This window comes from Burkholderia sp. BE12, assembly GCF_002959955.1.
Lineage (GTDB): Bacteria > Pseudomonadota > Gammaproteobacteria > Burkholderiales > Burkholderiaceae > Burkholderia.
The window spans coordinates 40594-55801 of sequence record NZ_PREY01000031.1 but is presented as its reverse complement, the minus strand read 5'-3'; the positions used below and the strand labels follow the sequence as shown (position 1 = coordinate 55801).

Sequence of the window (15208 nt, the reverse complement as noted above, 5' to 3'; positions counted from 1 at the left end):
ATAACATGATCAGATACGCTGTTGTAGGCGCGGGATGGATATCGCAAGAGGCGTTCATGCCGGCCGTTGCGCAGACGGGAAATTCGACGATCGGTGCGTTGGTCTCCGGAAATCCCGACGGGGCGCGCAAGCTCGCGCGATTCCACGGTATCGACACGATCGTCGGGTACGACGACTACGAGCGGCTGCTGAACAGCGATGTCGTCGATGCCGTCTATATCGCCGTGCCGAACCCTCTTCACGCCGACTACGCGATTCGCGCTGCGCGGGCGGGCAAGCATGTGTTGGTCGAGAAGCCGATGGCGACCAGCGTCGCAGATGCCGAGGCGATGATTGTGGCCGCTACCGAGGCCGGCGTGTTGTTGAGCACCTGTTACCGCTTGCATCACGAGGCCGGGACGATCGCGGCACTCGAAGCGATCCGGGAAGGCCGCATCGGCGATCCTAGGTACTTCAGCGGGGTGTTCGGGTTTCAGTCCGCGACGGGTAATCATCGGCTGGACAGCCAGAACTGGAGTGGCCCGCTTCAAGACATCGGGATTTACTGCGTCAACGCGGCACGGCATGTCTTTTCCGACGAACCCGTCGATGCGGCGGCGATCACGACACGCCGGTCCGGAGATCCCCGCTTCTCGGATATCGACGACGCCATTGCGGTTACCTTGCGCTTCCCCCGCGATCGACTCGCACAGTTCTATTGCAGTTTTGGTACGGCGTCGATCGATATGTACAGGGTGCTGGGAACCGAAGGGGACTTGACCATGGAGCCCGGTTTCAGGTTCGAGACGCCGACGCGGATGGTACTGAACGCGAAGGACGCTTCGGAGACGATTCATTTCCGGCACTGCGACCACTTCGGCGGAATGATCCAGCGATTCTCCGAATGCATACAAAGAGGCAGCAAACCTGCGGCGAGCGTCGAGGAGGGCCTGGCCGATCTGAAGACCTTGTTGGCGATTGAGGCGTCCGCGCGCACGGGAACGGTGGTACCCATCGAACCGACGCCTTTCAGCCGTCGGAACCTGACGCTGGACGATGTGCGCGCCGTGCCGAGAACGGAAAAGCGCCTGCTGCTGTAGACATCATGTCATGAGAACCCGCGGGATGCGCTGCCCGAGGCTCGCTCGACGAGCCTCGTATTTCTGCCGCGGATCGCGACGCGTGGCGCGCGATTCAGTTGTACCCGAGGATCGATATCGACCGGAGATCGGGTCGATCGGGAACATTCGCCGCGATGGAAGACATGGGTTCACGCAGAAGGGCCGTGTACGGGGAGGTATTTCGCGGGTCGGTGGCAGGGGCCATTCGATGGCTCCCCCGGGTTGCCGTGCCGGCGTTGTGGAGGGCGGTGCCGAGAACTTTCCGTGACGTCATGGAGAGAGGGTCCAGATAGATCCGTTGTTTCGAGATTCACGGTTGCCCGAGTGGTTTCCGCGTTCTGCGCCATAAAAGCAGGAATGCGAATGAATAATAGGATCGGAAATGATCTTGCGCCAACGAGAAATTCCGCTCACGACCGTCAATATTTTCCTGATAGGCCGTGACGAGCGTCTGCGTGCTCAACGCAGTTGCGCTGTCGCCGCCGTGCCGACGCGAGCAGGCAGTCATGCAACGGGAAGTGTTCCATGCCGGGTGTCGGAACGGATACCGGCTTCCTTCAGGGTAGGGCAATGAATACGCGCTTTCTGGAGACGTTCGTGACGCTCGCGCAACAAGGCAGCTTCCGGGCTACGGCGCGTCTTCTTCATACTTCGCCTGCGACGATATCGACACGCATCAAGGCGCTCGAGGACGAATTGAGGACCGAGCTCGTCGATCGAACGGCGGCGGATTTTCGTCTCACCCTATCGGGGCAGAGCTTGCTGGCGCCGGCGAGGAACGTGGTGGACGCGACCCGTGCGCTCAAGCAGGCGGCCGGCCTCGAACTCGCGTTGCGCGGGCCCATACGTTTCGGTGTCGTCGACACGATCGTTCATAGCTGGCTCTCCATGTTCGTGACGCGGTTGAGGGAGCGTCTACCGGGCCTGGTGGTCGAGCTGACCGTCGATTCGAGTCCGGCGTTGAACAAGAAAATCCTGCACGGCGAACTCGACATGGCCGTGTGCGCAGAGATCGTCGATAGCGACAAGATCACGTCGAGCCGGATTGCAAGCTATCCGGTCCGATGGATTGTCAGCCGGGAACTGCTTTCCGGCCCGGACGTGGACCCGATTCGCCTCGCCCTGGAGCGGCCGGTACTGACGTTCGGAAGAGGCACGACGTCGCATCTTGCGGTCGAACGCATCGTCCGAACACTCGCGAGTCGGGCGGGCATCCCGGACGATGCGATACGCATAACCTGTGCTTCCTCCGTCGCCGCGATCGTGCAATTGGTGCGTGATGGGTACGGTGTCGGCGCAGTCCCGCATCTTTTCGTGCGCGACGAACTGGAGAGCGGACGCCTCGCCGAGCTTGCACTGGAGCCGCAGCCGCCGTCGATCGACGTGTCGCTGTGCATGTCGATCAATGCGTCACCGGCCGCTATCGCGGCGGCCGACGCGGCGAGGGACGTGTGCGCCGCATACTGCAGCGGAAAGCCGGCAACCCTGATTCGGCCTGCATGACGGTCATCCCGCTTGCGGTCGTGCGGCAGTGGCGTGTTCTGTTGGCTTCAAGGATATGGTCGCCGGCCTGTATATGACTTCCCTAGTATGAACGGGCGGTGTGTTGCGGTAGCCTGTCAAATTAAGTATCAGATGTTAGTCTGGTGTGCATTTCATGCTTCACGCTCTTTCGGCCCTCGATTTGGTGCTGAGGTGCTCGTCAGGCCGCTGAGTTCGCACGATTGGCGTGCGCGCTCGTCCCTTCCGGCAAAGAGAATTGGCGATGTTAGTCGAAGTCAGCAAATTCAGGGAATCCCAGGAGTTCGCCCTTCAGACCGTTAACTTCGCACGGTCGATGCTCAATTGTTCGGCAGCCGTGTTTACATGGCTCGATTCGCACGACCAGCTATTGCCGCACACCCAGATGGGATGGCCTGAAGAGACCATCAAGGACTATTACACGGTATTCGCCTCCGCCGATCCGTTGAACGTCTATCGTCTGATCAAACAGCGTGCGACCGTCGTGACCCTCAAAGGGGCAAAGCGCGACGACCAGCACTCCAGCTGGTCGGATTATCAGAGAAAGTACGGTCTCGCGGATGAAGTCGGGTTCCTGTTCTGGGCGGGGGACACACCATTGGCATGTCTTTCCGTCATCAAGAAGCAGGGCGACAGCCCGTTCTCGACCCCGGAACCCTTCGGACAGATGTACGACTACATGCAGCACAGCTTCTCGATGCTCGCATCCGTCAAGAAGGTCCAGGCCGACCACGTGCTGCGAAACGAGTATTTCCTGACGGAGCGTGAACTCGTCGTTGCGTCCCTCATGACCGCCGGCCTTTCGAACAAGGACATCGCGGAAACGCTGGGCATCGAGCTTGCCACCGTCAAGTCGCATGTCATTCGAATCCTGGGCAAGCTGGGAATCGAGAGCCGAACCCAGCTTGCGGCGTTCTCCGCCGACCTGGGCACTTCGACAACGAAGTAGCCTGAGCGCACCGGGGCGGTGCGTTCATCGTCGCCACCGGCCGCATCAATCGAAATTTTTCTCATCCTTTGGATGGACGAACGGCGTCTTGGCCATACATACAATGGTTTCAAGGCCGGCGGACATCATCCAGACGGTCGGAACGCTCGCATCGGACCTTGCCTGTTGCGTGGACTGACCGCTCACTTCATCGACCAGGATATTCAACGTTGAAGACGGGGCGCGTTGCACACGGCCTGAGCGACGTTCGGGTATCAATTCGCATTACGAATTAAATTCCGGTGTGTGACGGATACTTGCCGAGTTGATAGAAATTCGTGATCTGCATGCATCGAGAAACACAATTGGACCTCGTCTAATTGGCGCAAGACGATGCAAAGACACGAATCCTGGAAACGAAAAGCGCACGATTCGCCGGCTCAGGGAGCAGCGCACGTGCTGGTCAAAGCGAAGTGAAGGAGACGTTTCAGTGAATGATTATTCAGGGCGCGTGGTGATCGTAACCGGTGCCGGCTCTGGCATGGGGCGGGCAATGGTTCGCGAGTTCGTTTCGAGAGGGGCGAACGTAGCCGCACTCGATATCAATCTCAAGGGCGCCGTTGCCACCGTTGAAGCGTTGGCGAATCCGTCGATGGCGTACGCCCATCAAGTAGACGTCAGCGATCCGCGTAGCGTCGAGACCGCTGTCAATGCGGTGATCGAGCGCTGGGGGCACATCGATCTTCTGTGCAACAACGCCGGCATTCTGGATGGACACGCGACGGCTCACGAGGTGAGCGTCGAAGAGTGGGACCGCGTCATCGCCGTTAACCTCACGGGGCCGTTCCTGATGGCCCGAGCGGTCATTCCGCAGATGCTGAAGCAAGGCAAAGGGGCGATCGTGAACACATCGTCCACCTCGGGCTTCAGCGCTGCGGGCGGCGGGACTGCCTACACGGCATCCAAGCATGGCGTGATTGGTCTGACTCGACAACTCACCTTCGAATACGGCGCGCGCGGCATTCGCGTCAATACGATTTGCCCCGGCGCGACCGCGACTCCGTTGGCGATGTCGGAACACACGACGGCGAATTCGCCCGATATGGAAGCCGCGCTTCAGAAATTCCCGGCGCGCCGGTGGTGTCAGCCGGAAGAAATTGCCAAGCTCGCCGCGTATCTGGGTGGCGACGATGCCGACTTCGTGCACGGCAGCGAGTACGTGATGGACGGTGGCTGGCTTGCCGCTGCACGGGATCCCTTCTGAGCGGGCGTTTGGCTACACGCGTGCGCAGCGCAGGCGCCCGCGTCGGCGCCTGCACATGTCGGTGGAACAATAGGAGCTTGTGAATGTTTTCGAATCGTGAATGGCCGGAAACCGGCATTGAAGGCTTCGAGCGCGGCTTTCAAACGGTCGATGGCGTGCGGATGCATTATGTGAGTGGTGGCAAGCCGGACGGCGACGTGCTGGTTCTGATTTGCGGTTTCCCTCAAAGCTGGTATGCGTGGCGCAAGGTTTTGCCTTTGCTCGGACATCGGTACCGTGTCATTGCTCCGGATCTTCCGGGGCAAGGTGACTCGGATCGCCCCGCGGGTACGCTCGACACGGTCAAGGCTGCCAAGCTCCTTCGTGGCCTCGTCGAGAAACTTGGTGTCGATCGACACGCACTGGTCGTGCACGACATCGGTGGATGGGTCGGTTATCCCTATGCGGCGATGAATGGCGACAAGGTCACCGGCCTCGCGATCCTCGACACGGGTATTCCGGGCATCAGTCTTCCGGATACGCTGCCGTGGGCTTCCGACGTTGCGTGGCGGACGTGGCATGTCGCATTCCACAACATCCCGGACCTTCCGGAAGCGCTTCTTGCCGGACGCGAGCACATCTACCTCGAGTGGTATTTGCAACGGAAGGCGGCAAATCCGCAGGTATTTTCCCAAGCGGACTTCGAGGAATACCATCGCGTCTTTCTGACGAACGGGCTGAAAGGCGGTCTCGCCTACTACCGTGCCATCTCGGTGTCTGCCGAGCAGAATCGCGAATTGAGCGCGAAGGGCAAGCTCAAGATGCCCGTTCTTGCAGTCCGCGCCGATCAGGGATCGATGCCCGACCTGGTCCCGCAGCTGCAGCAGGTTGCCGCGGACGTACGCGGGACGATGGTGGCGTCCGGACACTACATCCCGGAAGAGGCGCCCGAGGCGCTTGCAAAAGAGCTCGAGAATTTCTTCGGCTAGTACCGGTTGACGAAAAATCAACCGATTCGATCGAGGGCTGAGCGCCGATGTACCGACGCGGCGTGCAGGCCCCGTTCGATCGAATTCGACGCCTGAACTTTCCGATGCCATGGTCGGCATCGGGCGGCAGGTCGCTATCAGGAAGCGCCGTTCGGTATCGGGTTTTTAAATTTAATAAGTATTCCTAGTTGAACGCGTATAACAGGGTTTGGGGGAGACATATGAAAAGGAAAGTCATCGCAGTGGCCGCACTGAGTGTTGTGGCGTTTTCGCAAGCCAAGGCTCAAAGTTCGGTGACGCTGTACGGGATCGTCGACACTGGTGTCGGCTACGTTCACAACAGCGGCGGACAGAACTCGCAAGTGAGGATGCTGCCCAGCAATCTCTCGGCTTCCTTATGGGGGTTGAAGGGGACGGAGGATTTGGGTGGCGGGCTTTCGGCCATCTTTACGGTGGAGAGCGGCTTTGACGGCACGAACGGTGCACTCGCGACGCCGGGCCGACTGTTCAGCCGGCAAGCGTTCGTCGGTATCTCGAGCCCGTACGGCACCCTGACGCTCGGTCGCCAGTACGATCCGCTGACCGATCTCGAGCAGCAGCTGACGGCGGACGTGTACAGCGGCTGGTTCGCGACGCCGGGGGACGTCGACAACTACGACTCGAGTGCTCGGTTCAACAACGCGGTGAAATGGGTGAGTCCGACGTGGGGCGGCGTTTCGACCGAGGTGATGTATGCGCTCGGCGGTGTCGCGGGATCGACGGGGTCGGGGCAGACGTGGAGTGCGGCTGTCGGCTATCAAAGCACGTCGTTCAGCGTCGGCGGCGGCATTCTTCATATCGACAACGGCAACGCAGCGCTGAGCAATCGCGGTACCTCGTCGTCCGACTCGCTGTTCAATTCGCCGGTGAATGCTGCGTATGCCTCGGCTCGTTCGATCAATATCGCGCGGATCGGCGCCAACTACGTTGCAGGCCCCGTCACGGTCGGGGCGGCGTACGGTTACGCTCAGTATTCGGCGGACTCCGCATCGACGTTCGCCGGCTCGGAGAAGTATCACAACGGTTCGATCTTCGCGCAGTATCAGGTGTCGCCTGCGCTTCTGCTGATCGCTGGCTATAACTACACGCGCGCGCTAGGGGATTCGTCTGCCAAGTACCACCAGGTGAATATCGGCACGGACTACAGCTTGAGCAAGCGCACCGACGTCTATGCGCTCGCGGGGTATCAGCATGCGAGCGGGCAGAACGGGCAAGGTGCCGCCGAGGCTTCCATCGGTTCGTACGGGATTGCGGCGGGCAAAAGCACGCAAGAAGTTGTAGCCGTCGGCCTGCGGCACAAGTTCTGAAGCGATCTACATGAGGCGCCGCGGACCGATACGAGGGCGATTCCTCGTGAGGTCCGCGGCGCGGCATTGCTCCTTTTCCTTACACGAGCGTATTGGGATTTCTGTATGCCGGCATCCACTCACTCCGATGAGGATTACGCCTCCAGTCCGGTTCCTGACGATGCAAGAACCAGTTGGAAGAGCATATTCTTCGCTACGTTGGGTATCGCGACCGCGCTTTTCTTTGCTCAAATCGCGTCGATCATTACCGTGAGATTTGGCGTAGTAGCAGCGCTGATCGGACTGGCTTACGGATACTGCGTTTCAACATTCGTCGGTATGCTGCTTGTTCGTCGATCCATCGAGACAGGATTTGGCATCAATATCTGGGCCAGAACCGTGCTCGGGTATCGTGGGGCGGGATTGTTCAGCCTGGCTTATGGCGTGGCCTGCCTCACTTACTTTGTTGCGGAAGCCAGCATCATGGGAGCGTCGCTGCAGGCTCTCTTTGCCGAGATTCCTCATGCGCTGATCTACGTCTGCCTGGTCTTCGTCATGTTGCCGCTCGTGTGGTCGGGCATGAAAGTCCTTGCAAGATTCCAGACGATAAGCCTTGTGCTGTTTGTTGTGTTCGTCGTGTGGGCAATAAGAAATGCGCTTGGTGCTCCAACTGCGCGAGTCCCTCTTCCGGAGATTCAGCTTGCGGCGGACCCGTACAAAAGTTTGCTTGAAGTGTTGGGCATCGTTAATGGCCTTGCCTTCATCATCGGTCTCGTGACCGCCGACTACGCAAGATTCGTACGCAGGCGAGAACTCCGGGCAGGGACCTTGTTTGTTGGCGCCATGTTTCCAGCGTTCTGCTACGGCATTACCGGGATCCTGGGGATCTGGTTTGCCGTCCAGATGCGGGAAAGCAATCCCGGCGTCTATTTTGTTTCGTTGCTGGGTGCGGGGGGAATCATTTTCGCCTGTACGACTCAACTCAGAATCAATCTCGGAAACATCTACTCAGGCACCGTTGCCTTCGTCAACGCAGTCGAGCATCTATTGGGCGTCGCGGTCAGTAGAAGAGTCGTCATCGTTGTATTCTGCGCGGTTGCAGCCACTGTCCTGATTTCGGATGGCACGCATTTGCTCGCGAGTGCCCTGAACTATATCGGCATGTCCATGGCTTGCTTCGTCACGTTGCTGCTCGTCGATCAGTTCTGGGTCAAGCGCTCCCGGGATGGGGCCGCGGCCACACCCCAAGCGATCGAAAACTGGCGATGGACGGGATTGAGCTCATGCCTGATCGCAACCCTCTGTGGAGTATGCATCGGTAACGCGTCGCTCTTCCCGTCGTTGTACCAGTGGGCGACACCAGTGTCAGTACTTGTCCAGGCGATCCTCTTTTTTGGTATCGAATCGTACGCCAATCGACGAAGGGGAATGTCGTCACGTGCTGCCTCCAGTTAGCGGGGCACGTGACAAACCGACCTATTCTCTGGAGCGCCACGCAAATCGACACTAGCGAAGGTCACTATCGAGGAAGATGTGAGGATGAGGAAGCGTTTTACGGACGAACAAATCATCGGCTTCTTGAGAGAGGCCGAGGCTGGCGAGGCGGTCCAGTATCTGTGCAGGACGTACGGTTTCAGCGATACCTCCTTCTACTCCTGGCGGGCGAAATTCGGTGCCAAGGACTGCGTCGAATCGCAAAGGTTGAAGGACCTGGAGGCCGAGAATGATCGACTAAGAAGGCTGTTGGCAGAAGCCTTGGTCAAGCAAGGTACGTCGGGTATCGCTATAGAAGATATGTAGCTAGTCCACGTTGCCTGAGTCGTCGTCGTTCCGATACCGCGACGCAAGCTCACGGTTAAAGAAGGAACAGGCGATCCGACCAATGCGCCGAGCTTGGCAACGTAGCGGTAGCGCCGACGCAGACCCCGAACACTTGCAAACGCGCGACATGGGTTCGATGCGATTGCCGTGTGTGTCGCACCGAGCGATCCGCGGCTTCCTACGGGATGCTGCTCATCCGCCCCGGCAGCGTGCTTTCGGACTCAATTGCCTATTTCCCCAAACAACGGGTCGACATTCGCATTCAGCCGCTCGGCACCGCGCCAGGTTTGGCTGTCGATGATTTCGTCGACCATCCCGAGGATCATCCGTTTCCCTTCGAGCACCGCTTGCGAATGCGAGCGCGCCGTATTTTCACAGAGCGCCCAGGTGATGTAGGCGCCCCGGATCGGACTCCACGAAATCGAATCTTCCCAGAACGCATTGCCGCTGACCGCGCAACATGGCGTCACGGTGTCCGCGATTCCTCGCCGGGCGAGTTCCATCGAGAGATGCATCGCATCGAGTTCGAACAGGATGTCGAGTTCGACATTGCGACGGACCATCGCGTGTTCGATGGTCGAGCGGATGACATTCTGTTTTCCCGCCAGCGCGAGTTTGCGATCGCCGAGACGCGACAGCGGCACCGCCTTGTCGGGCCTCAAGCCGGCATCCCTGGCGCTCACGAGAATGAGCGGCTCCCGAACGAGCGGTGTATGGGCATAGCCCTGCGGCGGCGACGCTTCGAACGGGACGATAGCGAGGTCCAGCATTCCGGAATGCATGACGTCACGCAGCTCGTGGCTCACGCCCTCGTGAACACGAAGCCTCACGCCTGGATAGTCGGCGACCAACCGCGCCACGAAGTTCGATGTGAAGAGATTGCGCCAGGACGGCGCAATGCCTATCGCCAACTGGCCCGCGGCGCGGTCGCCCACCTGCTCGACCAACGATGTCAACTGACGAAGAATGGGTCTTGCTCGCTCCACCAGCAGCGTGCCGGCTTCGGTCAGCTGAACGCCCCCGCGCGTTCGCGTAAAAAGCTTCGCGCGAAGTTGATGCTCGAGCAGCGCGATGTGGCGCGACAGCGCCGGCTGCGAGAGCCGCAAGTCGGCGGCGGCCTTGTTGATGCTGCCGAGTTCGGCCACGCGCAGGAAGTACTCGATAAGGCGGGAGTCCACGGCGCCTCCGTGCGTTCCGGTTAGGGCGATTGCAAAAGCAGAGCAAGCATAACGCCGTTATTCAATATATGGATAACCACCATAGAACGTCCGCATTATCGGGATAACGCACCGCTCGTTAGCATTGAAGTAATTGCATACGAGGTCGTCGACCAAAACAGTCCCATGGCAGCCCCTTATATCGAGCATTTCCTGAGTCCGTGCCTGCGCAGCGAGGAGGCCGCGATCGCCGCATTCGGCACGCGGGAGGGCAGCAAGTGACGGCGACGACCACGACCCCTGCCGGGTGGAGCGCACGTCGCGGCTGGATCGCGCTCGCCGTCGGCTATCAATGGTTCTATAACGGAGCCAATTTCCTGGCTTTCAAGGTTGCCGGGAACGCATTGCATCCGCTGATGGTGGCGACGTTGCGCTTCTCGCTTGCGGCGCTGGTCGTTCTGCCTTTCGCGCTGCTTCGCTGGCGCCGTTCGCCTGCGTCGGTCCGTGAGTCGGGTGGGGCGGTGTTGATCGGCATCACCATGCTGGTAGCCAGTCAGGCACTGACGATCTGGGGAACGCATTTTCTGCCGGCAGGGGTGGCCGCGGTATTCGGCTCGTGTTCGCCGCTCTTTCTGGCGTTGTTTGCATGGGCGGTGTTTCATCGGCCGCTGAGAGGCCGTCAGGTCGCCGGGGTCGGCATTGGCTTTGCCGGTCTCGCGCTGATGGGCTGGACGTCTGCTACCGGGGGCGATTTCCGGCCGATGGGCGCGGTGCTTGCGCTTACCGGGACGGCGGCCTGGGCAGCAGGATCGTTGCTTGCGCCGCGACTGGCGTTGCCTCGCGATCCCGTCATCAGCCTGGCGATACAGCTGATATCGGCCGGAGTAGTGCTCGGCGTGATCGTCGCCGTATCGGGGATCGCTGCCACGACGCACCTTGCGCGCGTGCCGCCGGCGGCATGGGCTGCGCTCGCGTTTCTCGTCGTGGCGAGCACGCTGATCGGCTACGCCGTGTTCCTGACGCTCAACGCTCAGGTGTCGACGACGCTTGCCAACACCTTCAACTATGCGGCGCCAGTGATCGCGCTGTGTCTCTCGGCGCTCTTGCTCCACGAGCCGTTGACGCTCGTGAAGCTGATTGCTGGCGGCGTCGCGTTGGTGGGTGTGGCGCTGATGATCGATCGCAAGTAGCCCCGCGAACGGCAGCCCTTTCACCTTCAGCAAACCGCTGAAATCAACCGGAGCCCTGGATCATGACGGAGACATCTCGACATCCGCTGGTATCGCGCACGCTCAACATGACGCGTCAGTCGACGCACTATCTCGAGAGCGGGCCGGCCGAGGGGCCGCTGATATTTTTTCTGCACGGCTGGCCGAGCTCGAGTTTGATGTGGCGCGCCCAGATGGACGCCTTTGCCGCCGACGGCTGGCACTGCGTCGCGCCGGACCTGCGCGGCTACGGCGGCTCTTTTGCGCCAGAAGCGAACGACGCCTACACCATCGAGGCAGTCGTGGCGGACATGACCGAACTCCACGATCACCTCGGCGGCGAGCCTGCGATCTGGGTGGGACACGACTGGGGCAGCGTCGTGGCCGCCGAGTTGTCCGCGCACGCGCGCGAGCGCAGCCGTGGTGTCGTGCTGACCTCGCTGGCCTATCAACCCGATGGGCACGCCCTGAGCACGGTCGTTCCGCTGATCGACCGGGCGATTTATCCTGCCGACGAATATCCCGATGGCCAGTGGGATTACTACCGCTACTACATGACGCATTTCGAAGCGGCGGTGGCAGACCTGGATGCGGACCGGACGGCATCGCTGGCGTCGATTTTTCGACGGGGCGACCCGGATGGGATCGGCAAGGTGTCGCCGAATGCGGTCGTCACGCGCAATGGAGGGCGTTTCGGTGCCGCGCATCGTGCGCCGCCGACTCGCCCTGATCCGGCTCTGTGGCCGCCGGCGGACTTCGAAGCGCTGGTAGAGTCGTTCAATACTCATGGCTTCCGTCCCGCCTGCGCGTGGTATCTGAACGATGAGGCCAACATCGCATACGCGCGCAACGCGCCGGATGGCGGCCGTCTCTCGCAGCCGGTGCTGTTCGTCAACGGCGAATTCGATCAGATTTGCAGCATCACCGGAAATCGCCAGGGCGACCCCATGCGTGCGGCGTGCGCAGACCTCACCGTGACGACGATGGCGGCCGGACACTGGTTGCCGCTGGAATGCAAGGCACAGCACATCGAAGCGGTCCGCGTCTGGCTTCGGAGCAGAAATCTTTGATGCGGCGAGACATCGCTCGGACTGTTTGCCTCGATTCACGCGTCACGGAGCACGTTTGCAAGTTCGCACTCCTTGCTGACTGGGGTGAAACCGGCGCCGATCGACAGCACCAGCAGCCACGCGCGCCACGTTGCCCCGCGATGCGCTTCAGCCGTACGTCTTCCATGATCCGATGGAAACGGATCGCCATGCCGGATTCTCGCCGCTACCGGCGGGGCCATCCGAGCGTTTGTGCCCGGTCGAGCGACGCTCGCACGACGAGGCGATGGAACGGCGCGATAACGCCAAGATAGGCGCGGCCCAGTAGACGATTGTAGAAGACGAGCGTAGTGAGTATCAGTTGCCGGGGCCGGTCCCCGGAGGCAGGCTGCACGAGAATCGACACGCGGAAATCGAGATGCGCGTCGTCCTCGCCCAGAATGATCTCGTCTTCATGCCGTTCGAACACGCGGAAAATACTGAGCCGGTCGTCTTTCGCGGCTTTCAGGTCGATCGTTCTTTTGAGGCCGAACGGCCGGACGGCAATGTCGCGAATTTCCTGCAGCATGGCGATCCACTGCGGTTGTCCTGCAAAGACGTATCGAGCGAGAGACTCTGCGTCGTTGCAGGCAGTCGCCGGCAAGTCCACCGAAAATGCGTCGACGAAATCGGCGTTGCCGTACGACCGGCTCAGTCTCGACGTCGCTGGCGGACCGACCTGCGTGGCCTTTTTCGGTCGCTTCTGCATGCCCATTCTCCATGCGTTCAAGTTGTCCGGCTGCCTCGGCGTGGCCCAAATAAACGCAGTCGAGCGAATTGGCGTGACCTATTCCTGCTCGAGCCGAGGCAAATTGATCGTGGTGGTCAGGCAATCAACATCGGACCAGATCACCCCTCCGAGGCAGCCCACCTTTGGACACTCACCTCTGCCAGCGCTTCGAATACGGCCGGCGTGCGTTCCAGGCGGGCGATCGTTCGTGCGCCTTCGAGGGCGGCTACCAATGCGGCCGCGGAGGAGGACGCGCGCGCGGCAGCGAAACCGCACCCCCTGAAATGCTCCGCGATAATCGCGGTCGATTCGGCAAATCCACGCGCCACGCGTTGGGTCAGCTCGGCGTCGAGCGCGGGTAGCTCGTTCGCCAGATTCTGCATCAGACATCCATACTGGAAATCGGAGGCGACCATTTCGGCCGCGAACGTGCTGAAAATTCGATGAACGAAATCCAGCGCATCGCCCGCCGTACTCGCCGAGATATCCCGCAACACGGCCATTCGATTCGCAACATAGTTATCGATGGCTTCTTCCGCGAGTTGCGCCTTGCCCCGTGGGAAATGAAAGTAGAACGATCCTTTGGGCGCGCCGCTTTCCTCGAGTATCTGGGTCAACCCGGTCGCCGTGTAGCCCTGGATGCGGAATAGTCGCTCGGCCGTGGCAATTGCGCGAGCGCGCGCGTCAGTCTTGCGTGTCATGCCGAGAACCTATCACGTTCCGCTTGACGTGGCTATGGTGACCGCCATAGTATGGTGATCACCATATATCGGAGATGTGCGATGTCCTGTTACTCGATCAAGCCATCGGCATCCCGACGAACGGTCCTGGCGATGGGCGCGGCCGGCCTGGTTGCGGCGTTCCTTCGACCGGCCCGCGCAAACCCTACGGGAGGAATTGATTTGGCCACGTCGACCTATGGCGAAGGAACGCTTCCCACCGGGGTCCGCTCACGCATGATCCATGGGGTCAACGGCCTCGATGTCCATGTTCTCGAGGCCGGTTACGAAAGTCCCGGCCGGCCGCTCGCGTTGCTTCTGCACGGTTTTCCGGATCTGGCTTACGGTTGGCGACACCTGCTCCCGATCCTGGCTGACGCCGGATACCATGCCGTTGCGCCCGACCAGCGGGGTTTCGGGCGCACCACGGGCTGGATGAACGGCTATGACGCCCCTCTGGAGCCATTCGGTTTCCTGAATATGACGCGCGACGCCCTCGGGTTGGTTTCGGCGTTGGGATATCGGCGGACGACGATGCTCGTCGGGCACGACCTCGGCTCGCCGGTGGCGGCTTATTGCGCGCTGGCGCGGCCTGACGTCTTTCCGTCGGTGGTACTGATGAGCGCACCGTTCCCCGGTCCGCCGGCCCTGCCGTTCAACACCGCGCAAGGCGACGCATCGTCGGCTCGTCCGAACACCGAGAATCAGAAGTTGGCGGCCGCGCTGGCATCGCTCGACCCGCCGAGGGTGTATTACCAGCAATACTTGAGCACGCGGGAGGCGAACGATGACATGTGGCACCCGCCTCAAGGCTTGCACGCCTTTCTTCGTGCATTTTTCCATGTCAAGAGCGCGGACTGGCCGGGAAACAAGCCGTATCCGTTGAAGGCGCGGACGGCCACGGAGCTCGCACGGATGCCCACCTATTACGTGATGGATCTCGGCAAGACGATGCCCGAGACCGTCGCTCCATTCCAGCCATCCGCCGCCGAAGTCAGGGCCTGCAAATGGCTCACCGAGCCGGAACTCGGGGTGTACACGGCGGAGTATGGCCGCACGGGATTTCAGGGCGCCCTGCAGGCTTATCGCGTCTTTTCCGATCCTGATCTGAACGCCGAGTTGCGCCTGTTCTCGGGCAAGACGATCGATGTCCCATCGCTCTTCATTGGCGGAAAGAGCGATTGGGGTACCTATTCGGCGCCGGGCGCGCTCGATCTGATGAGGACGAAGGCGACGACGAGAATGAGTCGCATCGAGTTGATCGACGGCGCCGGTCACTGGATCCAGCAGGAGCAACCGGGTCGGCTCGGCGAACTGCTGCTCGCCTTCGCCAAGGGGGGCGGTGCGGCGGATCGTGCGGGCGATTAGTTCGGGAACGG

The 15208-nt window shown here is 60.8% G+C and carries 13 protein-coding genes and 1 pseudogene; 11 read left to right on the top strand and 3 right to left on the bottom strand.

The window, feature by feature from the left end; translation table 11 throughout:
• The first annotated feature begins 5 nt into the window (after positions 1 to 5).
• The 8 genes and pseudogenes from C4B30_RS27880 to C4B30_RS27845 form a co-directional block, all read left to right on the top strand.
• Positions 6 to 1079 (top strand): Gfo/Idh/MocA family protein, encoded by a 1074-nt coding sequence (locus tag C4B30_RS27880; protein ID WP_105133219.1) that lies wholly within the window; start codon positions 6 to 8, stop codon positions 1077 to 1079.
• A 591-nt stretch (positions 1080 to 1670) separates the two neighbouring features.
• The gene (locus tag C4B30_RS27875; protein WP_105133218.1) at positions 1671 to 2603 is read left to right on the top strand and encodes a LysR family transcriptional regulator; all 933 of its coding nucleotides are present in this window, start codon (positions 1671 to 1673) and stop codon (positions 2601 to 2603) included.
• 262 nt (positions 2604 to 2865) lie between these two features.
• On the top strand, positions 2866 to 3570 hold the full coding sequence (locus tag C4B30_RS27870) for a response regulator transcription factor (RefSeq protein WP_105133217.1): 705 nt from the start codon (positions 2866 to 2868) through the stop codon (positions 3568 to 3570).
• Positions 3571 to 4039: 469 nt separating this feature from the next.
• A complete protein-coding gene (locus C4B30_RS27865) occupies positions 4040 to 4813 on the top strand; it encodes an SDR family NAD(P)-dependent oxidoreductase (protein WP_105133216.1) in 774 nt (257 codons plus the stop codon).
• 83 nt (positions 4814 to 4896) lie between these two features.
• The gene (locus C4B30_RS27860; protein ID WP_105133215.1) at positions 4897 to 5781 is read left to right on the top strand and encodes an alpha/beta fold hydrolase; all 885 of its coding nucleotides are present in this window, start codon (positions 4897 to 4899) and stop codon (positions 5779 to 5781) included.
• A 221-nt stretch (positions 5782 to 6002) separates the two neighbouring features.
• Positions 6003 to 7127 carry a porin gene (locus tag C4B30_RS27855; RefSeq protein ID WP_105133214.1) on the top strand — a complete coding sequence of 375 codons (1125 nt, stop codon included), beginning with the start codon at positions 6003 to 6005 and terminating at the stop codon, positions 7125 to 7127.
• 105 nt (positions 7128 to 7232) lie between these two features.
• A complete protein-coding gene (locus C4B30_RS27850) occupies positions 7233 to 8561 on the top strand; it encodes a purine-cytosine permease family protein (RefSeq protein ID WP_158683540.1) in 1329 nt (442 codons plus the stop codon).
• Between the two features lie 84 nt (positions 8562 to 8645).
• Positions 8646 to 8867, top strand: a pseudogene (locus C4B30_RS27845) (transposase); the annotation flags it as partial.
• A 281-nt stretch (positions 8868 to 9148) separates the two neighbouring features.
• On the opposite strand, the gene C4B30_RS27840 reads toward C4B30_RS27845, so the two are convergent.
• Positions 9149 to 10105 (bottom strand): LysR family transcriptional regulator, encoded by a 957-nt coding sequence (locus C4B30_RS27840; protein ID WP_105133211.1) that lies wholly within the window; start codon positions 10103 to 10105, stop codon positions 9149 to 9151.
• Between the two features lie 257 nt (positions 10106 to 10362).
• On the opposite strand from C4B30_RS27840, the gene C4B30_RS27835 reads away from it, so the two are divergent.
• Positions 10363 to 11274: a DMT family transporter gene (locus tag C4B30_RS27835; RefSeq protein ID WP_158683538.1), complete on the top strand. Its 912-nt coding sequence runs from the start codon at positions 10363 to 10365 to the stop codon at positions 11272 to 11274.
• A 62-nt stretch (positions 11275 to 11336) separates the two neighbouring features.
• Positions 11337 to 12362 (top strand): alpha/beta hydrolase, encoded by a 1026-nt coding sequence (locus C4B30_RS27830; protein ID WP_105133209.1) that lies wholly within the window; start codon positions 11337 to 11339, stop codon positions 12360 to 12362.
• Between the two features lie 205 nt (positions 12363 to 12567).
• On the opposite strand, the gene C4B30_RS27825 is transcribed toward C4B30_RS27830, so the two are convergent.
• Both C4B30_RS27825 and C4B30_RS27820 read right to left on the bottom strand, forming a co-directional pair.
• Positions 12568 to 13089: a DUF2867 domain-containing protein gene (locus tag C4B30_RS27825; protein WP_105133247.1), complete on the bottom strand. Its 522-nt coding sequence runs from the start codon at positions 13087 to 13089 to the stop codon at positions 12568 to 12570.
• Between the two features lie 140 nt (positions 13090 to 13229).
• Positions 13230 to 13811, bottom strand: coding sequence for a TetR/AcrR family transcriptional regulator (locus C4B30_RS27820; RefSeq protein WP_105133208.1), 582 nt, complete (start codon positions 13809 to 13811; stop codon positions 13230 to 13232).
• Between the two features lie 255 nt (positions 13812 to 14066).
• Between C4B30_RS27820 and C4B30_RS27815 the strand changes: the two genes are divergently transcribed.
• The gene (locus tag C4B30_RS27815) at positions 14067 to 15197 is read left to right on the top strand and encodes an alpha/beta fold hydrolase (protein ID WP_105133207.1); all 1131 of its coding nucleotides are present in this window, start codon (positions 14067 to 14069) and stop codon (positions 15195 to 15197) included.
• Positions 15198 to 15208 lie beyond the last annotated feature (11 nt).